20 protein-coding genes, 2 tRNA genes and 1 rRNA gene are annotated in these 21,263 nt (G+C 34.6%); 11 read left to right on the forward strand and 12 right to left on the reverse strand.

Annotation, left to right across the window (positions count from 1 at the left end; translation table 11 throughout):
- The first annotated feature begins 223 nt into the window (after window positions 1–223).
- The 4 genes from rrf to pafA all read left to right on the forward strand — a co-directional run bounded on the left by rrf (window position 224) and on the right by pafA (window position 2,478).
- Window positions 224–333: ribosomal RNA gene (rrf, locus tag GXM17_RS18985) — 5S ribosomal RNA — on the forward strand.
- Window positions 334–378: 45 nt separating this feature from the next.
- Window positions 379–451 (forward strand) — tRNA-Phe (locus tag GXM17_RS18990).
- A 6-nt stretch (window positions 452–457) separates the two neighbouring features.
- Window positions 458–543: transfer RNA gene (locus GXM17_RS18995), tRNA-Leu, on the forward strand.
- A gap of 318 nt (window positions 544–861) precedes the next feature.
- Window positions 862–2,478 (forward strand): alkaline phosphatase PafA, encoded by a 1,617-nt coding sequence (gene pafA / locus GXM17_RS19000; protein ID WP_163401124.1) that lies wholly within the window; start codon window positions 862–864, stop codon window positions 2,476–2,478.
- 115 nt (window positions 2,479–2,593) lie between these two features.
- Here the strand turns inward: pafA and ald are convergent, their stop codons facing one another.
- A complete protein-coding gene (gene ald, locus GXM17_RS19005) occupies window positions 2,594–3,709 on the reverse strand; it encodes an alanine dehydrogenase (protein ID WP_163401125.1) in 1,116 nt (371 codons plus the stop codon).
- Window positions 3,710–3,907: 198 nt separating this feature from the next.
- Between ald and GXM17_RS19010 the strand changes: the two genes are divergently transcribed.
- Complete coding sequence (locus tag GXM17_RS19010) at window positions 3,908–4,366, forward strand: Lrp/AsnC family transcriptional regulator (RefSeq protein ID WP_163401126.1); 459 nt, start codon at window positions 3,908–3,910, stop codon at window positions 4,364–4,366.
- A 98-nt stretch (window positions 4,367–4,464) separates the two neighbouring features.
- On the opposite strand, the gene GXM17_RS19015 is transcribed toward GXM17_RS19010, so the two are convergent.
- On the reverse strand, window positions 4,465–5,865 hold the full coding sequence (locus GXM17_RS19015) for a Do family serine endopeptidase (RefSeq protein WP_163401127.1): 1,401 nt from the start codon (window positions 5,863–5,865) through the stop codon (window positions 4,465–4,467).
- Between the two features lie 137 nt (window positions 5,866–6,002).
- On the opposite strand from GXM17_RS19015, the gene dapF reads away from it, so the two are divergent.
- The 5 genes from dapF to GXM17_RS19040 all read left to right on the forward strand — a co-directional run bounded on the left by dapF (window position 6,003) and on the right by GXM17_RS19040 (window position 10,060).
- Window positions 6,003–6,785 (forward strand): diaminopimelate epimerase, encoded by a 783-nt coding sequence (dapF, locus tag GXM17_RS19020; RefSeq protein ID WP_163401128.1) that lies wholly within the window; start codon window positions 6,003–6,005, stop codon window positions 6,783–6,785.
- A 24-nt stretch (window positions 6,786–6,809) separates the two neighbouring features.
- Window positions 6,810–7,343, forward strand: coding sequence for a GNAT family N-acetyltransferase (locus tag GXM17_RS19025; RefSeq protein WP_163401129.1), 534 nt, complete (start codon window positions 6,810–6,812; stop codon window positions 7,341–7,343).
- Window positions 7,344–7,353: 10 nt separating this feature from the next.
- A complete protein-coding gene (gene mltG / locus GXM17_RS19030) occupies window positions 7,354–8,394 on the forward strand; it encodes an endolytic transglycosylase MltG (protein ID WP_163401130.1) in 1,041 nt (346 codons plus the stop codon).
- A 2-nt stretch (window positions 8,395–8,396) separates the two neighbouring features.
- On the forward strand, window positions 8,397–9,314 hold the full coding sequence (locus GXM17_RS19035) for a DUF2279 domain-containing protein (RefSeq protein WP_163401131.1): 918 nt from the start codon (window positions 8,397–8,399) through the stop codon (window positions 9,312–9,314).
- A gap of 98 nt (window positions 9,315–9,412) precedes the next feature.
- The gene (locus tag GXM17_RS19040; protein WP_163401132.1) at window positions 9,413–10,060 is read left to right on the forward strand and encodes a peptidoglycan-binding protein LysM; all 648 of its coding nucleotides are present in this window, start codon (window positions 9,413–9,415) and stop codon (window positions 10,058–10,060) included.
- Window positions 10,061–10,108: 48 nt separating this feature from the next.
- Here GXM17_RS19040 and scpA read toward each other — a convergent pair whose 3' ends face one another.
- The 9 genes from scpA to dnaA all read right to left on the reverse strand — a co-directional run bounded on the left by scpA (window position 10,109) and on the right by dnaA (window position 20,007).
- Complete coding sequence (gene scpA / locus GXM17_RS19045) at window positions 10,109–12,247, reverse strand: methylmalonyl-CoA mutase (RefSeq protein ID WP_163401133.1); 2,139 nt, start codon at window positions 12,245–12,247, stop codon at window positions 10,109–10,111.
- Between the two features lie 234 nt (window positions 12,248–12,481).
- On the reverse strand, window positions 12,482–13,852 hold the full coding sequence (locus tag GXM17_RS19050; RefSeq protein ID WP_163401134.1) for a methylmalonyl-CoA mutase subunit beta: 1,371 nt from the start codon (window positions 13,850–13,852) through the stop codon (window positions 12,482–12,484).
- Between the two features lie 15 nt (window positions 13,853–13,867).
- Entirely contained in the window at window positions 13,868–14,194 is a 327-nt protein-coding gene (locus GXM17_RS19055; RefSeq protein WP_163401135.1) for an FtsB family cell division protein, read from the reverse strand.
- Window positions 14,195–14,315: 121 nt separating this feature from the next.
- Entirely contained in the window at window positions 14,316–14,924 is a 609-nt protein-coding gene (udk, locus tag GXM17_RS19060; RefSeq protein ID WP_163401136.1) for a uridine kinase, read from the reverse strand.
- Window positions 14,925–15,178: 254 nt separating this feature from the next.
- Window positions 15,179–16,060: an SDR family oxidoreductase gene (locus GXM17_RS19065; RefSeq protein WP_163401137.1), complete on the reverse strand. Its 882-nt coding sequence runs from the start codon at window positions 16,058–16,060 to the stop codon at window positions 15,179–15,181.
- Between the two features lie 75 nt (window positions 16,061–16,135).
- On the reverse strand, window positions 16,136–17,263 hold the full coding sequence (locus GXM17_RS19070) for a methionine aminotransferase (protein ID WP_163401138.1): 1,128 nt from the start codon (window positions 17,261–17,263) through the stop codon (window positions 16,136–16,138).
- Between the two features lie 55 nt (window positions 17,264–17,318).
- Entirely contained in the window at window positions 17,319–18,032 is a 714-nt protein-coding gene (locus GXM17_RS19075) for an SAM-dependent methyltransferase (protein WP_163401139.1), read from the reverse strand.
- Window positions 18,033–18,102: 70 nt separating this feature from the next.
- Window positions 18,103–18,570, reverse strand: coding sequence for a low molecular weight protein-tyrosine-phosphatase (locus GXM17_RS19080; RefSeq protein ID WP_163401140.1), 468 nt, complete (start codon window positions 18,568–18,570; stop codon window positions 18,103–18,105).
- A gap of 9 nt (window positions 18,571–18,579) precedes the next feature.
- Entirely contained in the window at window positions 18,580–20,007 is a 1,428-nt protein-coding gene (dnaA, locus tag GXM17_RS19085) for a chromosomal replication initiator protein DnaA (RefSeq protein WP_007809948.1), read from the reverse strand.
- Between the two features lie 186 nt (window positions 20,008–20,193).
- Here dnaA and GXM17_RS19090 point away from each other — a divergent pair, with 186 nt between their 5' ends.
- Entirely contained in the window at window positions 20,194–20,598 is a 405-nt protein-coding gene (locus GXM17_RS19090) for an acyl-CoA thioesterase (RefSeq protein ID WP_163401141.1), read from the forward strand.
- Window positions 20,599–20,629: 31 nt separating this feature from the next.
- On the opposite strand, the gene GXM17_RS19095 is transcribed toward GXM17_RS19090, so the two are convergent.
- The gene (locus GXM17_RS19095; RefSeq protein WP_163401142.1) at window positions 20,630–21,262 is read right to left on the reverse strand and encodes an IMPACT family protein; all 633 of its coding nucleotides are present in this window, start codon (window positions 21,260–21,262) and stop codon (window positions 20,630–20,632) included.
- Window position 21,263 lies beyond the last annotated feature (1 nt).

Below are 21,263 nucleotides of genomic sequence, written 5' to 3' on the forward strand. Positions count from 1 at the left end.
CGAGTAGTACTAATAATCCGTAAGCTTATGTACACCCTTTTCCTCCCGTCCACAAGACGGGAGGAGAGAACTTTCTAGATCCTTACAGGATGACAGATACAATTTATATTCTTTATCTCAGTATGTTAAAATATTGGCTCGTCGAGCAGTAACTAGTAAAAAGTAACTAGTAAATGGTCTAAGGACTAATTGCTAAGCACTAAGTACTAATTACTAACAACCTTAAGGTGGTTATTGCGGCGGGGCTCACCTCTTCCCATTCCGAACAGAGAAGTTAAGCCCGCCTGCGCAGATGGTACTGCAGTCTTGTGGGAGAGTATGTCGTCGCCTTTCTTTGAAACCCTATTCCAAGTGAATAGGGTTTTTTGTTTTAAGTGAGGTACCTTAGCTCAGATGGTAGAGCAATGGACTGAAAATCCATGTGTCCCTGGTTCGATCCCTGGAGGTACCACAGCATGCTCGGATGGTGAAATTGGTAGACACGCTGGACTTAAAATCCAGTGGACAGCAATGTCCGTGCGGGTTCAAGTCCCGCTCTGAGTACTAAAGGCGCAATTGCTTAAATAAGTAATTGCGCTTTTTTTATTGACAGCATGAGCTGTTTAATCCCAATTCTATGGTCTATCCCAAAGCCGCGTTAGGGATGGAAGCGGCATCCTTTTGCGGCTGGCGTCTTCTCTTTTTACCCAAAACTTTCTGCCGCAAAAGATACAGCGGACAGCCCGCCCCCTAAGGGAAACGCCATAATTCTTTTTATGCTTCTTGTTAAATTATAGTAAACTTTGATTTTAAATATGAATTTAGAGCACCCTTTTTGATCTCTAATCTGTATTTTTGTTTTTTTTAATTTATAAGTTTACTATGAAAAAAAGTATTGTATTGTTAATGCAGTTTGTTATTTTAAACATAACAGCTCAACAACGTCCGAAGCTAATTGTAGGAATTGTAATTGATCAGATGAAAATGGAATATTTATATCGATTTTCAGATGATTTTTCTACAAATGGATTCAAAAGATTAATGAATAATGGATATACATTTCAAAATATGCATTATAATTATGTGCCTACCTATACAGCTCCGGGGCATGCATCAATTTATACAGGTACTACACCTTCAACTCATGGGATTGTGGGTAATGAGTGGTTTAGCAGGAATCTTGGGAAGCAAATATATTGTACAGATGACAATTCGGTAAAAACACTTGGTGACGGAACTGCAGAAGAAGGAGAAATGTCTCCAAAAAACTTACAAAGTACTACTATAACTGACGAAGTTAGAATGGCTACAAATTTTGAGGGGAAAGTGATTGGAATGAGCCTTAAGGACCGGGGCGCAATTTTGCCAGCAGGACATTTTGCTAATTGGGCATTTTGGTACAGCAAAACGGGATCTTTTATTTCAAGTACTTTTTATGGAGAAAAATTGCCCGAATGGGTCTCAGAATTTAATAATGAGAAAAATTATTTGAAATATATTAATAAGGGTTGGGATTTATACAAACCTGCCTCAATTTACAATGAAAGTCTTCCGGATGATAATCCTTATGAAGGGAAATTGTATGGCAGTTCTGCACCTGTTTTTCCATACGATTTGAAGACGATGTATGAAAAAAATGATGCAGGAATATTGAGATCTACCCCTTTCGGAAATGATTTATTAGCTGATTTTGCAAAAAAAGCCATTGAAAAAGAAGAGTTGGGAAAAGACAATATTACTGATTTTTTAACTGTTAGTTTTTCTTCTACAGATTACGTTGGTCATTTATTAGGTCCACGTTCGATGGAACTTCAGGATACTTATTTGAGATTAGACCAGACAATAGCCGACTTTTTAAGTTATCTGGATAAAACAGTGGGTAAAGACAATTATTTACTTTTTTTAACAGCCGATCATGCCGGTGCTGAAAATGTTACTTTTTTGAAAGACCGCAAATATGATGTTGATAACTATCCGTCAAAAGATTTTAGGAAGAGTTTACAGGATTTCTCAGTGAAAAAGTTTGGAGTTGATTTACTTTTGAATTATTCAAATTTTAATATTTTTTTTAATAAAGAAGTTATTAAGGATAAAGGTTTGGATTTAGTTAAAGTAAAACAAGCATTTAAAGAGTTTTTGATTTCACTTCCTCAGGTTAAAAAAGTATATACGGAAGAAGAGATTTTGGCTAATTGTGGAAATGATTATTATCTGGATTTTGTTGCCAAAGGATATGATGTTACTCAGGATGGTGATATGGTTTTAATAGGCAAACCAGGCGTTATTGAATATTTGCCAACTGGTACTTCACACGGAACGGCTTATATATATGATACTCACGTACCAGCAATCTTTTATGGATGGCATATTAAAAAAGGTGAATCTTATGATAAAAAAGCGATTACTGAAATTGCACCAACCATTTCTCAAAAAATAAAAGTTACTTTTCCTAATGGAACAGAAGCAAAAGTACTGCAGGAAGTGTTGGATGAAAAGTAATATCTTAGTGTTATTAACCTGTCTTTGAGGCAGGTTTTTTTATGTAAAAAAAATGCTTTTCTGTTGTTGAAAAGCATTTTAAGAGTGAGTCAGTAAGCACGTTTTATAGTAATAACTATTCTGTTAATACTATTTCTTCATTGAAAGGAAGATTCCATGCCTCGGCAACTCCTTTATAAAGTATTTTTCCATTGGAAATGTTTAGTCCTTTTTTTAACTCTTCATTTTCGTTACAAGCTTTTTCCCAGCCTTTGTTTGCTAATTGCAAAGCATATGGCAAAGTAGCATTCGTTAAAGCTAAAGTAGATGTATAAGGAACTGCTCCAGGCATATTAGCCACACAATAATGAACAATATCATCAATAATAAAAGTTGGATTTTCGTGTGTTGTTGGAGTACAGGTTTCTATACAACCACCCTGATCTACAGCAACATCAACTACTACAGTTCCGGGACGCATTAATTTAAGCATGTCTCTTGTTATCAAGTGTGGTGCTTTTGCTCCGGGAATTAAAACTGCTCCCACAATTAAGTCAGCATCTTTAATAGCTCTTGTGATATTATAATGGTTTGACATTTCAGTATTTACATTTGCAGGCATAATATCGTCTAATTGACGCAAACGAGGCAAACTTAAATCCATTATAGTAACCTGAGCACCTAAACCAGCAGCCATTTTTGCAGCCTGAGTTCCCACAATTCCGCCTCCTAATACTAATACTTTAGCAGGCGGCACACCTGGAACACCTCCTAAAAGAATTCCTCTTCCTTTTAATGGTTTTTCAAGATATTTTGCTCCTTGCTGAATCGCCATACGACCTGCCACTTCTGACATTGGAACTAATAAAGGCAAGCTTCGGTCTGTTTTTTCTACAGTTTCATAAGCTAAACACACAGCGCCTTTTTCGAGCATTGCGTGAGTTAATTCTTCTGAAGAGGCAAAGTGAAAATATGTAAAAAGCAATTGATCTTTTTTAATTAAAGGATATTCAGAGGCGATTGGCTCTTTTACTTTGATAATCATTTCTGCAATCGCATAAACCTCTTCAATAGAAGACAACATAGCTGCACCTGCATGTGCATATTCATCATCGCTGAAACCGCTTCCTAAACCGGCAGTAGACTGAACGTAAATTGTATGCCCGTGTTTTTTCATTTCAGAAACACCAGCGGGGGTCAAAGCTACCCGGTTTTCATTATTCTTAATTTCTTTTGGAACACCTATTATCATAATGTTATGTATTTTGTTTTTTTATGAAGTTATGTTACAAATGTATTAATAGAGAATATATTAATGATTATTCAGTCTTAAATAAGAAAATATTATTTTATTTTATACTTTTACAGAAAAATATTCTAAATTAATTCCCTTTTTTCCTTAAAAGAGAAAAAATGACTGATTTGATTTAATTACAGAAAATGTTATTGTATGGCTTTAGATGAAATTGATAAAAAAATCCTACGTCTTTTACAGGTGAATGCTCATTATACGCTAAAAGACATTGCAAACAAAATAAATTTGTCTTTAACACCGGTTCATGATCGAGTTAAACGCCTTGAAAAAGAAGGTGTTATAGAGAAGTATGTTTCAATTTTAAATAAGAAAAAACTAGGAAATAATCTAACTGTTTATTGTCAGGTAACTTTAACAAAACAGACATATGATACTTCTGAAGGTTTTAACCAGTCGATTTTAAATATGCCTGAAGTTGTAGAATGCAATTATGTTTCTGGAAATTTTGATTATATGCTTAAAATTATAATTCCGGACATGGAAAGCTATCATTATTTTCACCAGAAGAAATTATCAGTTTTGCCGGAAGTATCCTTAATTAATACTGTTTTTGTGATTTCTGAAGTAAAGAGTACAACGGTACTTCCTATTTAAAAATTAGTTTCTTTTTTTTTGTAAAAGAAAAAGCCATCTAGATCATGATGGCTTTTAGCATTTGTTGTTGTAAGTTGAAAAAAAAGTAGTTATTTCAGTTAGATTATAATTCTAAAGATTTCTCCATTTCGATTGATCATTTCAATTCGGACACTTTGACCTTCGTCTTTTTTATTTAAAAGCTTAGAAACTGTTTCTACATTCGTTGCTTTGATATTATCAATGCTTAAAATTATATTGCCCTGGAGCTCATTTTGATATTGCAACAGGTTTTCATTTGTAATGTTTTTGATTTTAACACCATAATCAATTTTGAATTTCTTTTTGTCTAAGGCATCAATATTTTCCAGTTCAATTCCTTTGAATTCTGTACTAAAAAACTCATTTTTACTTAGCGTTACTGAGGCTGTTTTAGATTTTCCTTCTCTGATATAAGTTACCTGTACAACATCATTAGGTCTTTTGGTATTGATATATCCGGAAAGATCTGCAAATGTCGAAATGTTTTGATTGTCTAATTTTACAATAATATCTCCTTTTGTAAGTCCGGCCTTTTGTGCTCCGGATTTAGGAGTAACTTTATTGATATAAAATCCCTGCGTTTCAGAAATACCTAATTCTTTAGAAGCATTACTGTTTAATTCGCCTCCTTCTACACCCAATATTCCTCTTTGTACATTCCCAAATTCCATTATATCTTCGACAATTTTGCGGGCATTGTTTGATGGAACTGCAAAAGAATATCCAACATAAGATCCGGTCATGGAAGAAATCATAGTATTAATCCCTATTAATTCTCCTCGGGTATTAACTAATGCCCCACCACTATTTCCAGGATTTACTGCGGCATCCGTCTGAATGAAGGATTGTATTCCGCTGGTGTCTAAATTTCTTGCTTTCGCCGAAACAATCCCTGCTGTAACAGTTGAAGTCAAGTTATAGGGATTTCCAACGGCCAAAACCCATTCTCCAACTTTTACACTGTCAGAATTTGCAAAAGCAGTGTAGGGCAACTTTTCGCTAGCATCAATTTTCAATAAAGCAATATCCATTTTGGAGTCTGTACCAATTAATTTTGCTTTGTATGACTTTTTATTGTTTAATGTAATTTCTATTTCGGTTGCATCCTTAATAACATGATTGTTGGTTACAATATAGCCGTCTTCAGAAATAATGACTCCCGATCCGGTTCCAACCTGTTCTTGTTGCTGTTGTCCTCCATAGCCATAGAAAAACTCCAGCATAGGATTGCTTACTGTTCTTCTTGAAACATTTTTGACGTGAACAACAGTATGAATTGTTTTATCAGCAGCTTCAGTAAAATCTACTGCCTCAGCAGCAAGACCGACATTTCTGCCAAATGAATGAGGGGCAAGAGTAACAACAGGATTTTCTCTTCCCAATAAAGAATTGCTGCCGTCAAATAATAATTTGTAAGCACCAAGAGTAGTAGCACCACTCAACAATGCCACTAAAAATAAGCTTGAAAATCTTTTCATAATTAGGATTTATGTTTAAGTTACTAACGTAAAATTAAATCAAAAATTTATTTTGAAAAACGGTTTAACGCTCTTTAACATTGATTAACATTTCATTAATTAATAGTTCGTACTTTTGTAGTTCTAACAACTAAAAAATGCAAATAGAATTTTATAAATATCAGGGTACCGGAAACGATTTTGTAATGATTGATAACCGTTCAGAATTTTTTCCCAAAAAGGATGTAAGACTTATTGAGCGATTATGCGACAGACGTTTCGGAATTGGTGCTGACGGCCTTATTTTATTGGAAAATGATGCTGAAACAGATTTCAGAATGGTATATTATAACTCTGATGGAAACGAAAGTTCGATGTGTGGCAACGGTGGGCGTTGTCTAGTGGCCTTTGCTAATCAATTAGGTGTGATCGAAAATAAAACCACATTTATAGCTACAGACGGTTTGCATCATGCAACTGTAAATAATGATTCAATTGTTTCATTGCAGATGATTGATGTGGATGAAGTTCAAAAGAAAGATTCCTATACTTTTTTGAATACCGGCTCGCCTCATCATGTACAAATTGTTGATGATCTGGAACATTATAATGTAAAAGAAAACGGAGCAGCCATTCGCTATGGAGAATTGTACGGACAAAAAGGAAGCAACATCAATTTTGTCAAAAAAATAAACGATTCTGAATTTTCACTTCGTACTTATGAAAGAGGTGTTGAAGATGAAACCTTAGCCTGTGGCACTGGTGCTACAGCTGTAGCAATCGCCATGAATGCAACAGGACAAACAGATAAAACTTCGATTGATATAAATGTTGAAGGAGGAAAATTAGCCGTTTCTTTTGATAAGTTAGGAGAACATTTTACGAATGTTTTTTTAATTGGTCCTGCACAATTTGTGTTTAAGGGAACAATAGAGATTTAATATTCAGTAAATCTACAGTCAATAATGATAACTCTTAAAGGCGAAAATATTTACCTGCGTGCATTAGAACCTAATGATTTGGAGTTTGTGTATGTAATGGAAAACGACCAGAATATTTGGGAAGTCAGCAATACAAACACACCTTATAGCCGTTATTTAATCCGGCAATATCTTGAAAACGCCCATCAGGACATTTATGAGGCGAAACAATTGCGCCTGGCTATTTGTCTGGATCAAGATTTTCCGGCGATTGGACTGATTGATTTATTTGATTTTGATCCTAAAAACAACAGGGCAGGAGTAGGTATTGTAATTCAAAATAAGGAAAACAGAAATCAAAATATTGGTTCTGAGGCTGTAGAGTTGTTAATTAAATATGCTTTTTACAATTTAAATCTGCATCAATTATATGCAAATATTGGTGTAGGAAATGTAGCAAGTATAGCTCTTTTTACTAAATTTGGCTTTGAACAAACAGGAATAAAAAAAGATTGGATTTTGCTAAATGGACACTATGAGGACGAGGCAATTTTTCAGTTAATTAACAAACAAATTTAAATTTTAGACTTTGAAATTAAAAAAGATTATCACAATAGTTGCCGTAGTTGTTATTTCAGTTTTAATGATTTACGGATTTATTCTAATTAGCAAAATTTTTAGTGCCAATACAAAATTTGAAGAAAAAGAGCTTTACGTATATGTTCCCACTGATGCTACTTATGCAGATGTTAAAAAAATACTAGAGCCCTATATTAAGAATTTCGACAACTTTGAGATGGTTGCCAACAAACGCAGCTATACTGAAAATGTAAAATCTGGTCGTTTTTTACTAAAAAAAGATATGAACAATATTGATTTGGTTCGTGCAATGCGATCTAATGTTCCGGTTAAGCTGGCTTTTAACAATCAGGAGCGATTAGAGAATTTTGCCGGAAGAATTGGTTCTCAAATAGAAGCTGATAGTTTATCACTTTTGAAAGCTATTAAAGATTCTGTTTTCCTGAGGCAAAATGGTTTTAATGAGCAGAATGTTTTCGCTATGTTTATTCCGAATACTTATGAAGTATATTGGAATACTTCGGCAGTGAAATTCCGTGATAAAATGATTAAGGAATACCATAACTTTTGGACTTCAGAAAGAATTGAAAAAGCAAAAAAACAAGGTTTAACGCCTGTTCAGGCTACAATTTTAGCTTCTATTGTACATAAAGAATCAGTTAAAAAGGATGAAAGACCTCGTATCGCCGGAGTTTATCTAAACAGATTACGTTTAGAAATGCCTTTACAAGCAGATCCAACAGTGATATATGCCTTAAAATTGCGTGACAATAATTTTGATCAGGTTATAAAAAGGGTTTTTTATAATGACTTGATTATGAGATCTCCTTACAACACTTATGTGAATATCGGACTTCCTCCGGGACCAATTGCAATGCCTGATATTACGGCTGTTGAAGCGGTTTTAAATCCTGAAAAACACGATTATATTTATTTTTGTGCCAGTACAGATCGTTTTGGTTATCATGAATTTGCTTCAAGTTATGAACAGCACACCATTAATGCAAAAAAATATTCAGACTGGATTGCCGGTCAGGGCGTAACAAGATAACTTTGAGTTTTAAAATTTCCTTCTTATTATCGATTTTGTTTTTGGGTTTTCAATCTGCGGAAGCCCAGAATAAAATCGATAATTTTTTTAAGCCTTCAGATACTTTAAATAAAAAGAGACAAAATACAGTTATTATAACCGAAGTCGCTTTGGCTTCGGCAACTTTAATTGGATTAAATCAGATTTGGTATGCCGATTATCCAAGATCTAATTTTCATTTTATAAATGATAATGATGAATGGCTTCAAATGGATAAAGTTGGGCATTTTTATTCAGCATATCAATTAGGAAGATTTGGTGCTGAAGCACTGAACTGGAGTGGTGCGAGTAAAAAGCATCAGTTAATTTACGGGGCTGGTATAGGGTTTGCATTTCTCACTGCTGTTGAAGTTTTAGACGGATATTCTGCAGAATGGGGTGCATCACCAGCTGATATATTTGCTAATGCTACCGGAACTGCTTTATATGTTTCACAGGAATTGCTTTGGAAAGAACAGCGAATCAAGCCTAAATTTTCCTTTCATACTACTCGATATGCAAATCAAAATCCGGATAAGCTCGGAAAATCGCTGAATGAGCAGATTTTAAAAGATTATAACGGACAAACTTATTGGCTTTCTGTAAACCTGCATTCTTTTGCTAAAGAAACAAAAATTCCGAAATGGCTAAATGTAGCTTTTGGATATGGAGGAGAATCGATGTTATCCGGAAATCATAATACTGAATTTCCTGATTTTGGCCAAAACCCAGATAATTTTCGTCAGATTTATCTTAGTTTTGATTTAGATTTAGCTAAAATTAATATAAAATCACACTTTTTTAAAACACTTTTTTCTGTTTTAAACACAATAAAAATTCCGGCTCCAACTCTCGAATATACCGCCAATAAAGGGTTTAAAGGATATTTGATCTATTTTTAAAATTGCTAATTTGTTGATTATCAGTATTTTTTTTAATTCATTACCTTTGCGCCGTAGAAATTTCAAAAAGGTGACAGCGTTTTGAAGAAAAACAATTTATGATAAAGAAATGGTATTATTACAGTAGTTTAATCATTATTATTACATTTTTAACTTTGGGTTTTAAACCCTTTAATCTGGAAACCAAACCCTGGTTTTATGCAGAAAAAACAGATGGATCAGCATACATATTTCCATCTCAGGACAAGGATGACTATCCTTCCTCAACCAATTTAAAAACTCCCTTTACCGGAAAACGTCTTATTGGCTTTAAAGAAGCAGTAGCTTTTAAAGAATCCCAGGGAAAATACCGAAAAGTAAATTCCATTGGTTACATGGGAAAATACCAATTTGGTTCTAAGACTTTGAGAGCTGTAGGTGTTCACAACGACAAAGCTTTTTTGAAAGATCCTGCTTTACAGGAAAAAGCATTTATTGCATTATTGTCAAAAAACAAATGGATTCTGCGCAGAGAAATCGAAAAGTATGAAGGAAAGATTATTAATGGGATTGAGATCACCGAATCCGGAATTTTAGCAGCAGCCCATTTAGGAGGCGCAGGTTCAGTAAAAAACTTTTTTAAAAACAAAGGAAACAGGCGTTTTAGGGATGCTTACGGCACTTCATTAAGAAGTTATATGAAAGCCTTTGGAGGTTATGACCTGTCTTATATTGAAGCAGATAGTAACGCAACAATTAACGATTAAAAGTTACGTCAAAAATGAAATCCCGAATAATCGGGATTTTTTATGTTTTTAATCAATTAGAATTTCAAGAATTTTGATAGCGGCTTCACTTATTTTAGTTCCAGGACCAAAAATTGCAACTACACCCGCATCAAACAAGTATTGATAATCCTGTGCCGGAATTACACCTCCGACAATTACCATAATGTCATCCCTGCCAAGTGTCTTAAGTTCGTCAATCACTTGTGGAACCAATGTTTTATGACCTGCAGCCAGTGATGAAATGCCTAAAACATGAACGTCATTTTCAACAGCCTGTTTTGCCGCTTCTGAAGGAGTTTGAAATAAAGGGCCAATATCAACATCAAAGCCTGCATCAGCATAGCCAGTTGCTACTACTTTTGCACCACGGTCATGCCCATCCTGTCCCATTTTAGCAATCATGATTCTAGGACGCCTTCCTTCCTGCTTCGCAAAAGCATTAGCAAGCTGCTTTGCTTTTTCAAAATTTTCGTCGTTTTTAATTGCTGCACTATACACGCCACTAACAGATTTAATTTGTGCTTTGAACCTGCCAAAAACACTTTCGAGAGCATTACTGATTTCACCTAAAGTAGCTCTGTTTCTCGCAGCTTCAATAGAAATTTCCAGTAAATTTCCCTGACCGGTTTTAGCACAATGAATTAATTTTTCGAGTGATTGGTTTACTTTTTCCGTATTTCGGGTTGTTTTTATTTTTTCAAGCCTTTCAATTTGCTGCCTTCGGACAGTTTGATTGTCAATGTCTAAAATATTTAAAGGATCTTCTTTTTCTAATTTAAATTTATTTACACCTACAATAATATCCTGTCCGCTGTCTATTCTCGCTTGTTTTCTTGCAGCTGCCTCTTCAATTCTAAGTTTTGGGACTCCGGTTTCAATGGCTTTCGTCATGCCTCCTAATGCTTCTACTTCTTCAATAAGTTTCCAGGTTTTCTCTACCATTTCATTGGTAAGGCTTTCCACATAATAACTTCCTGCCCACGGATCTACCGTTTTGGTAATTTTGGTTTCTTCCTGTAAAAAAATCTGCGTGTTGCGTGCAATCCTTGCAGAAAAGTCCGTTGGCAAAGCAATTGCTTCATCCAGCGCATTAGTATGTAATGATTGGGTTCCTCCAAAAGCAGCTGCTGCGGCTTCTATGCAAGTTCGGGTTACATTGTTAAAAGGATCCTGTTGCGTCAAACTCCAGCCGCTTGTCTGGCAGTGTGTTCTTAAAATTAATGATTTATCACTTTTTGGATTAAACTGTTTTACCAGTTTTGCCCAAATCATTCTTCCGGCTCTCATTTTGGCAATTTCCATAAAATGGTTCATGCCAATAGCCCAGAAAAATGATAGTCTTGGGGCAAATTCATCAATGGTCATGCCCGTTGATAATCCGGTTCTGATATATTCCAGCCCATCTGCCAGTGTATAAGCCAGCTCGATATGAGCCGTTGCGCCCCCTTCCTGCATGTGATATCCGGAAATGGAAATAGAATTGAATTTTGGCATTTTTTTGCTAGTGAATTCAAAAATATCGGCAATAATTTTCATCGAAGGTCTGGGCGGATAGATGTAGGTATTCCGAACCATAAACTCTTTTAAAATGTCGTTTTGTATGGTGCCAGAAAGTTTTTCAGTTGCAACTCCCTGTTCTTCTGCAGCAACGATATAAAAAGCCATGATAGGTAAAACAGCGCCATTCATGGTCATGGATACCGACATTTCATCTAATGGAATCTGGTCAAAAAGTACTTTCATGTCTTCAACAGAGTCAATAGCAACACCAGCTTTTCCAACATCTCCCATAACTCTTTCATGATCCGAGTCGTAGCCGCGATGTGTTGGCAAATCAAATGCGACAGATAGGCCTTTTTGGCCGGATGCTAAATTTCGTCTGTAAAAAGCATTGCTTTCTTCTGCAGTCGAAAATCCTGCATATTGTCTGATAGTCCATGGTTTTTGTACATACATAGTTGTATACGGACCTCGCAGATATGGTGTAAAACCTGCCCCAAAATCTAAAAAGTCTAATTCCTCAATATCTTTTTCAGAATAACTTTTTTTGATTTGGATTCCTTCTGCTGTGGTAAATGTATCAGTTAAAGATTCTGACTCATGCAATGGTTCGCCTGATTCTTCACTGTTAACTTTTAATTTAATATGTTTAAAGTCTTTTCTCAAGGTGTAAAGTAAAGTTTAAAATAGGTTTAATTCACTATTCCATGATGTATGAAAAATAGATTTTATTACAATGCAATTTTCATAAATCGAATAATGTATAGCATATGGAAAAGTTTTAAAGAATATGATTCTTACATTGTCATATTTTTATTTGAAATAAAAATGGATCTTTTTTAATTACGGCTCTTATTGCTTCCATAATTATTTAATTTTATCAATATGAGTTGTTAGGAATTAGTCTTTTTCAAGTTCTAAACGTTCTTGTTCCAATTTCTCTGCTAATCTTTTTTCAATTATCGGTGTAATTAATGTTTTTCTCGGTTTTATTTTTACAAAAGGAAACAGTTCCAAATCATGTTTCATTTTATCTTCAGGGTTTGGATATTTATTGGTGCCTAATAAAACTTCTTTTTGAGCATCGAATAATTCCTGTTCTTTATTGGCGCTTTCCTGAATTTTCTTTTTGATGGTCCCGTCATTCAAAAGTTTCAAAAAACCTCCGTTGGCTTCAATATCTTTAAATAGAGCAAGACTTTTTTCGGCAAGCTGAATGGTTAAGCTCTCAATATAATAACTGCCATCAGCAGGGTTGTCCACTTTGTCGAAGTAACTTTCGTGTTTTAAAATCAGTAATTGATTTCTGGCAAGACGGTCGCCAAATTCATTGTCTTTATGATACAAGGAATCATAAGGCAAATTGGCAACTGCATCAGCGCCTCCTAATATTGCCGACATGCATTCTGTGGTGGTCCGAAGCATGTTGACGTTATAATCGTAAATCGTTTTATTGCGTTTCGTTGGTGTAACCAGTAAATGACATTCTAAATCAGGATTGTATTCGGCAGCAATCAAATTGAAAAGCATTTTCAGGGCACGGAGTTTTGCAATTTCAAAGAAATAATTCGTTCCTGTAGAAATATGAAAAACAATGGGTTTTGTTGTGTTTGGAAAACGATTCAAATATTCATTTGCGTGTGCCAGGCTATAAGCGATTTGCTGAGTGATATTGGCTCCGGCATTTTGGTACAATCCTAAATCGACGCTCAATAAAGAAAGATTTGTCGTTGCTTTCGAAATATTTTCAAGAGTTTCAAAGTTGTTTTTGTCAGATGTCACAAACCAGTTTCCTTCTCTGGCTAAATGACCAATTGGATCAAAATTGCAATAAAAAATCGCTTTTTTTTGAATAGAAATAGTATCCAGTTTTTTTACGAAATCGATTGAAATGAAATTTAAATTAAAGTAAACGATTCGGTTTTCTAAAGGAAGATTTTCTAATAATTCTTGAACATCGATTGTTTCGTTTTGAATTGTAAAGCGTAAACTTTCAGCTCCTCTTTCAAGAGTGTTTAAAGCTCTTTGTATCGATTTTTCAATATCGTAAACGAAAATGTTCTGGCAGATTTTAAAATTTGAAGCCTGTGTTTTTACCGAAGCAGTTTTGAAATCTTCTTCGTAATGATAAAATGGCTTTACCTGTATGTCTTCAGGAGAATTCCAGATTACGTTTTTGTTGTAATCGGCCCCATCCAGTTCAAACTGAATTTTTTGTTTCCACTGTTTGGATGAAATCGGACTAAAATCGTCGAATAGGGTAGTAGCCATTGGGTGTTTTTCTAGTTATTCTTTTTCCTGAATCGTGTCGCCTTCAAATTTGATAATGTATATGTCTTCGCTGTCTTTTTTCATGAAGTACTTCTCGCGGGCATATTTTTCTATCTGTTCAGGATTTTTGAGTTGTTTGATTTGTTCCTGATCTTTTTTTATTTCTTCCTGATAATAGGTTTTATTGTCTTCAAGCTCATGAATCTGATTGTTTAAAAACCGGTGGTCGAAATAGGAATAATTGTCTAAAAACAGCATCCATACTATAAAAAAAAGCAAAACCCAAACATATTTATTGCTTAAGAATTTGAACCAGGATTTATCTTTGTACGGATTTTTCATTTGAGTTTTATCTTTTAGCCCCGATAGAGCCGATATCCTTTTTATGTTTTTCTGCCATAAAAAGATAAAGGCGAAAGCGGGAACAGCTCCTTATTTTTATGGAATAAATTTACAATAAAAATTATGAAATTCGCTGATTAATTACGGCACGAACTACATCAATTGCTACGGTATTGTATTTGTCATTCGGAATTATAATATCAGCAAATGCTTTTGAGGGCTCGATAAATTGCTCATGCATAGGTTTTAAGGTGTTTTGATAGCGTGTCAAAACCTCGTCGATATCGCGTCCTCGTTCAGAAATATCTCTTTTTAAACGACGGACTAATCTTTCATCTGAATCGGCATGAACATAAATTTTAATATCAAAAAGCTCTCGTAATTCGGGATTTGTTAAAATCAGGATACCTTCAACAATCATTACTTTTCTTGGATGTGTTGTAACGGTGTCGTCAGTTCTGTTGTGCTGAATAAAAGAATAAACCGGCTGATCAATCGTTTCACCAGCCTTTAAAGCTTTGAGATGTTTTTCTAATAACTCAAAATCAATAGATCTTGGATGATCAAAATTGATTAAGGCCCTTTCATCATAAGACAAATTATGGGTTTCTTTATAGTACGAATCCTGAGAAATTACACCTACTTCTGTGTGCGGTAATTCGTTCATAATTTGGTGTACTACAGTTGTTTTTCCACTTCCTGTTCCCCCTGCAATTCCGATAATGAGCATAAAATTTGATGTTATAATTTGTTTGGCAAAAATAATAATTAAACTGAATGGCTAAACATTTAAACTATAAAACAGAACGATTTTAAACCATATAAGTTATATAAGTTCATTTAAAAACGCCGCACAAAACTTATAATCTCTTATATGACTTATATGGTTTAAAAACAAAAAAAATCCCGAAAGTAAAACCTTCGGGATTTGGTGCAATCAGTATAGTTTTAATAAAATATTCTGAATTTAGTAAGCACTTGTAATTATTTATTCTTTTTTGCTTTTATCATCATTTCAAGCTGATCCCAGAGCTCTTCGGGAATTGCTTCTAATAAGTTAAATTGTCCTGAGCCTTTCAGCCATTCACCACCGTCAATTGTAATAACTTCTCCGTTTACATAAGCTGAAAAATCTGAGACCAAATAGGCAGCCAGATTTGCCAGCTCCTGATGATCGCCAACACGTTTTAAAGGTACTTTTTTGGCCATATCAAATTTCTCTGCCAAATCTCCCGGTAACAATCTGTCCCATGCGCCCTTAGTCGGGAAAGGTCCAGGTGCAATCGCATTAGAACGGATTCCGTATTTTGCCCATTCTACAGCCAGACTTCTGGTCATAGCCAAAACTCCTGCTTTTGCTGTAGCACTTGGCACAACATAAGCAGATCCTGTCCAGGCATAAGTGGTTACAATATTCAAAATCGTTGCAGCTGTTTGTTTGCTGTCAATCCAGTGTTTTCCAAAAGCCAAAGTACAGTTTTTGGAGCCTTTTAGTACGATATCTATAACGGTATCAAATGCATTGGCAGATAAGCGTTCGGTTGGAGAAATAAAATTTCCGGCTGCGTTATTTAAAAGAACATCTACTTTTCCAAAAGTTTTTAGAACTTCCTGAAGCATATTCTCAACTTCTTCATAATGGCGAACATCACACTGAAGCGGTAAACATTTTCCACCGGTTTCATTTTCTAATTCGGTAGCAGTGGTTTTTAGCTTTTCTAAATCCCTGGAAGTAATCGCTACCTGAGCTCCTAATTCTAAAAAATATTTGGTCATTGCTTTTCCTAAGCCGCTTCCGCCGCCTGTAACTACAATGACTTTTCCTTTTAAAGCATCGTCTCGTAACATTTTATCTTTATAGCTCATACTTTTTTTATTTTGCAAAATTAATTAATTTAAATAGGATGCATGCATAATATTGTTATAAATTTTTGAAAAACTTTATATTAGGCATATTTTTTTTGCTGCTGATTCGAGTGTGAAGTTGTCTTTCGCGAAACAAAAACGTATTAATTTTTGATCTTTATGATCCGAATAGAAGGTTGATATTGGAATTGCGGCTACACCATGATCTGTGATGAGTTTTTTACAGAAAGTAACATCATCGTCATTTGAAATTGAAGCATAGGAGACAACCTGAAAATAAGTCCCTTCGCATGGATTTAGCTCAAATCGGCTGTTTTGAAGCAGTTTTTGAAAATAATCCCGTTTTTCCTGATAGAATTTTCCAAGTAAATTAACATCGGCAACATCTAAATATTCACTTATTGCAACTTGAGAAATGCTGTTAACGCTAAAAACCAAAAACTGATGTACTTTTTTGATTTCCTTCATCAAATGCTCGGGAGCAATAGTGTATCCAATTTTCCATCCGGTAATATGAAATGATTTTCCGAAAGAAGAAACCATGACACATCGGTCTAAAATAAAGCTTTTGGTATGTGCTGAGATATGTTTTTCCTCGAAAGTGATGTATTCATAAACTTCATCGGATAAAATAATTATGTCAGGATATTTTTCAAGAAGATTTTTTAGTTGAACAAAGTCTGCTTCAGTTAGAATTTTACCTGTTGGATTATGCGGATTATTTATAATCATCATTCTGCTTTTTGCAGAACAGGCTTTTGCTATCGTTTCCCAATTTGGAGTATAATCATCATTTAGCGCTACCCGCACAGGTTTGGCTTTGCAAAGTAAAACTGGCGATTCATAAGAATCGTAGCTTGGATCCAGAATAATGACTTCATCGTTTTCTTTTACTAAAGCCAGAATGGTTGTAAAAATTCCCTGAGTTGCTCCAGTGGTAACCAGAAGTTCTGTATCAGGATTTATAATCCTGTTATACGAACTCAGAACTAATTTTGCAATCTTATTCATTAATGGCGGATAGCCAGCCATTGGTGTGTATTGGTGTACATTTTCCTTTGCCAGTCTCGCTATGATGTCTGTCAGTCTTTCATCTACAGGGAAATTTGGGAATCCCTGAGAAAGATTTATTGCATTATATTCGGCAGCCATTTTTGACATTACCGTAAAGATGCTTGTGGTGACGTTTGGGAGTTTACTCATGGTAAAGTTTGATTGAAAAAAAACTTATGAGTTACAAGATAAGATAATTTTATCATTACATTTTATGAATAATAAAAATCGCAGGCCGTTTATCAAGATCAATTTTTAATTTTTTCCACTCAGAAATTTTCATGGTTTTAATAAATTCTGTTGGTAAAGTAATATCAGCTGCTATACAAAGATGAGTTGCAGGACTTAAAATCTGCAAAAGATCTTCAATTAATTTGTTGTTTCTGTAAGGAGTTTCTATAAATAACTGTGATTGATTTTTGTCATAAGATAATTTCTCAAAATGACGAATTGCCGATTTTTTTTCGTCTTTATCAATGGGTAAATAACCATTAAATGTAAAACTCTGACCATTCATTCCGGAAGCCATCATAGCTAATAGGATAGAAGAAGGGCCAACCAGAGGAACAACCTGAATCCCTTTTTCATGTGCCAGTTTTACGATAGCAGCACCTGGATCAGCAACTCCGGGACAGCCCGCTTCGCTCATTAAACCCATGTTTTTTCCTTCTAATAAAGGCTTTATAAAGTCTAAATGTTCGCTCGTTTCAGTTCGTTTGTTAAGTGTAAAAAGAACTAGTTCCGATTGTTTTTTCTCCGGTAAAACTGCTTTTATGGATTTACGAGCTGTTTTTTCGTTTTCAACAATATAATAATCTATAAGTTCAATACTTCTTTTTACAGTTTGCGGTAAAACATCCATTGGGTCACTTTCGCCCATAGTAGTTGGGATTAAATATAATTTTCCTGGAAGTTTCATATGTTTGGTATAGATTATAAAATGAAATACTTTTTCAATTATTGATTATATCAGGTAATTGAAAAAGTAATTAAGAATGTTTTTCGATAAGTTTTTTAGCGATTATTTCGGCGACTTCATCCAGCATTTGATAGACATTGTCAAATCCGTTAACGGCTCCGTAATAAGGATCGGGAACGTCAACATTTTCATCCGGAAATAATTCATTTAAAATCAGTTTGACTTTGCTCTTATGTTCAGGGGTTTTGGCAAGGTGTATGATATCTCTGTAATTCGAATTATCCATCACGTAGATATAATCAAATTCATCAAAATCAGAAGTTTTGAATTGTCTTCCTTTTTGGCCATCAATACACAAACCATTTTTTTGAGCAACAGCAATCGAACGTTTATCAGGCGCATGACCAACATGCCAGGAACCTGTTCCTGCAGAATCAACTATAAAATTTTCTTTTGGCAATTTGGACGCTAAAATACCTTCGGCTAAAGGTGATCTGCAGATGTTTCCCAAACAAACCATTAAGATTTTTACTGGCATGATGCGCGTTTATAGCGTTAATTTTTTGTTGATATCTTCGACAAATTTTTTGAATTGTTTGTCTGTGGAAACTAAGTTGTCAACAGTTTTACAAGCGTGTAATACCGTAGCGTGATCGCGATCTCCAATTTGAGAACCAATGTTCGCTAAAGAAGCTTTTGTGAATTTCTTTGCAAAGAACATAGCTAATTGTCTCGCCTGAACCACATGTCTTTTTCTTGTTTTTGACTGAAGGGTTTCAATATCCAACTGAAAATAATCAGACACGATTTTTTGTATATAATCAATAGAGATTTCTCTCTTTACATTCTTAACAAATTTCTCTACAACGCTTTTAGCTAACTCAATTGTTACCTCTTTTTTATTGAAAGAAGACTGAGCAATTAATGAAATAATAGCCCCTTCGAGTTCCCTGACATTAGTTTTGATGTTACGGGCAACGTATTCAATAATGTCTTCCGGCATTTCGACACCGTCACGATACAAAATATTTTTTAATATCGAAATACGGGTTTCATAATCCGGCTGATGCAGTTCTGCAGACAATCCCCATTTGAAACGGGACAATAAACGCTGTTCGATATCCTGCATGTCAACAGGAGCTTTGTCTGAAGTTAAAATTACCTGTTTTCCGTTTTGGTGTAAGTAATTGAAAATATGGAAAAATACATCCTGAGTTCCTGATTTCCCGGACAAAAACTGAACGTCGTCAATAATTAGAACGTCGATTAACTGATAAAAGTGAATAAAATCATTGCGATTGTTCTTTTTTACAGAATCAATATATTGTTGCGTGAAAATTTCGGCAGAAATATATAAAACCGTCTTTTCAGGGTATTTGTCTTTTACTTCAACACCAATAGCATGTGCAAGGTGTGTTTTTCCTAAACCAACCCCTCCAAAAATCAATAACGGGTTAAATGAGGTTCCTCCAGGTTTGTTGGCAACTGCCATACCTGCAGAACGTGCAAGACGGTTTGAATCTCCTTCCAGAAAATTATCAAAACTGTAGTTTGCATTTAACTGAGACTCAATTTTTAAATTTCTGATTCCGGGAATTACAAACGGATTTTTAAGTTCAGGATTTAAGTTTTTAAACGGTGCATCAACCTCTTGCGGTTTCATTGGAACTCTATTGGAACTAGGCAACTGTTCGGTAAACGGTTGTTTATTTCCATAAGTGTTCTCCATTTTGATTTTATAGAGTAACTTTGCATTTTTTCCCAGTTCTTTGGTAAGCGCAACTTTCAATAATTTTACGTAATGTTCTTCGAGCCATTCGTAGAAAAATTTACTTGGAACCTGAATATATAACGCATTGTCGGTTAGCTCAACTGATTTGATTGGTTCAAACCAGGTTTTGTATGCCTGATCTTGAATATTGTCTTTTATAAAGGACAAACAGTTTTCCCATACCGATTGAGCAGTTTTAGTCATAAATTCAGATAAATTTTTATATTATTGATAAAGATTCTCCTAACAAAAGGGAGCAATTTTATTCCGTATTTCGGGATAACAAATATGTGAACAAATTTCTGTAAAAAAAAATATTTTGCTCTCTAATTTTATAAAATAATGTCGTAAGGAGGCTTTTGAAAATTAATTTTTTTTAATATATAAATAATGAAAAATCATCAAACTCAGGTACGTGTTCGTTACTCTGAAACGGATCAAATGGGGGTCGTATATCATGGAAATTATGTGCCGTATTTTGAGATAGGTCGTGTTGAATGGCTTAGAAATAAAGGGATTTCATATAAAAGCATGGAAGAAAGCGGAATTGGATTACCTATTGTTTCGATGCAGATCAATTACAAAAAATCCGCTCGGTATGATGAGCTTTTGACAATTCATACTACTTTCAAAAGTCAGTCTTCAGTCAAGATTGAATTTGACTGTGCAATCTATAATGAGGAGAATGAGTTATTAACAACTGCCGTGTTTATTTTAGTTTTTATTTCGTTAAAAACAGGCCGCCCAACTGCTCCACCGGATTATATTTTAGAATTATTTAAAACGCTTGAATAATTGTTAAAATGACATGTGTTTTTATGTCAATTTACATAATTTTAATATCGATTTCAAACATTAAATCAAAAGTGCTGAATATCGATTCAGCATTTTTTTTTCGTGTTTTGGTAATGATTTTGCCAATTGGAAGACCGGAAGTTTCATCAATTTCCATTTCCTGAGAATTTATTTCAAGCTTTTTCTCCTTAATTACCCGCATGACCCTGTTCATGTTTTTATAATCAAAAGAAATTAAAAAGTGTACATCAATAGTTTTTTCGATAATTTCTGAAGCTTCAAGTGTCATTTGCGCTGTAGTTTTATAAGCAGCTATTAATCCGCCAACACCTAATTTTATTCCTCCAAAAATTCGAACGACAACTACCAGAACGTTGGTTAAACCGAAAGATTGTATTTGTCCGTAAATTGGTGCTCCGGCTGTGTTGTTAGGTTCTCCGTCATCATTTGCCCGATAAGAAATTTTGGGAGCAGTACCAATTTGGTACGCATAACAATAATGTACGGCATGCGGATGCAGCTTTTTTAAGCTTTCAATAATAGGTTTCACCCCGTCTTCATTTTCAATGGGAAAAGCATAGCCGAAGAATTTGCTTCCTTTTTCCTTAAAAAGCACTTCTTCAGATTCAAAAGCTATGGTTTGATACGTGTCGTTGTATTCCAAA

This window comes from Flavobacterium fluviatile (assembly GCF_010645065.1).
GTDB classification, from domain to species: Bacteria; Bacteroidota; Bacteroidia; order Flavobacteriales; family Flavobacteriaceae; genus Flavobacterium; species Flavobacterium fluviatile.

Excerpts from the sequence above, each read along its gene's own strand:
- pafA (WP_163401124.1), top strand. The coding sequence starts at position 862 with ATGAAAAAAAGTATTGTATTGTTAATGCAGTTTGTTATTTTAAACATA.
- ald (WP_163401125.1), bottom strand. The coding sequence starts at position 3,709 with ATGATAATAGGTGTTCCAAAAGAAATTAAGAATAATGAAAACCGGGTA.
- GXM17_RS19010 (WP_163401126.1), top strand. The coding sequence starts at position 3,908 with ATGGCTTTAGATGAAATTGATAAAAAAATCCTACGTCTTTTACAGGTG.
- GXM17_RS19015 (WP_163401127.1), bottom strand. The coding sequence starts at position 5,865 with ATGAAAAGATTTTCAAGCTTATTTTTAGTGGCATTGTTGAGTGGTGCT.
- dapF (WP_163401128.1), top strand. The coding sequence starts at position 6,003 with ATGCAAATAGAATTTTATAAATATCAGGGTACCGGAAACGATTTTGTA.
- GXM17_RS19025 (WP_163401129.1), top strand. The coding sequence starts at position 6,810 with ATGATAACTCTTAAAGGCGAAAATATTTACCTGCGTGCATTAGAACCT.
- GXM17_RS19040 (WP_163401132.1), top strand. The coding sequence starts at position 9,413 with ATGATAAAGAAATGGTATTATTACAGTAGTTTAATCATTATTATTACA.
- GXM17_RS19050 (WP_163401134.1), bottom strand. The coding sequence starts at position 13,852 with ATGGCTACTACCCTATTCGACGATTTTAGTCCGATTTCATCCAAACAG.
- GXM17_RS19055 (WP_163401135.1), bottom strand. The coding sequence starts at position 14,194 with ATGAAAAATCCGTACAAAGATAAATCCTGGTTCAAATTCTTAAGCAAT.
- udk (WP_163401136.1), bottom strand. The coding sequence starts at position 14,924 with ATGCTCATTATCGGAATTGCAGGGGGAACAGGAAGTGGAAAAACAACT.
- GXM17_RS19065 (WP_163401137.1), bottom strand. The coding sequence starts at position 16,060 with ATGAGCTATAAAGATAAAATGTTACGAGACGATGCTTTAAAAGGAAAA.
- GXM17_RS19070 (WP_163401138.1), bottom strand. The coding sequence starts at position 17,263 with ATGAGTAAACTCCCAAACGTCACCACAAGCATCTTTACGGTAATGTCA.
- GXM17_RS19075 (WP_163401139.1), bottom strand. The coding sequence starts at position 18,032 with ATGAAACTTCCAGGAAAATTATATTTAATCCCAACTACTATGGGCGAA.
- GXM17_RS19080 (WP_163401140.1), bottom strand. The coding sequence starts at position 18,570 with ATGCCAGTAAAAATCTTAATGGTTTGTTTGGGAAACATCTGCAGATCA.
- dnaA (WP_007809948.1), bottom strand. The coding sequence starts at position 20,007 with ATGACTAAAACTGCTCAATCGGTATGGGAAAACTGTTTGTCCTTTATA.
- GXM17_RS19090 (WP_163401141.1), top strand. The coding sequence starts at position 20,194 with ATGAAAAATCATCAAACTCAGGTACGTGTTCGTTACTCTGAAACGGAT.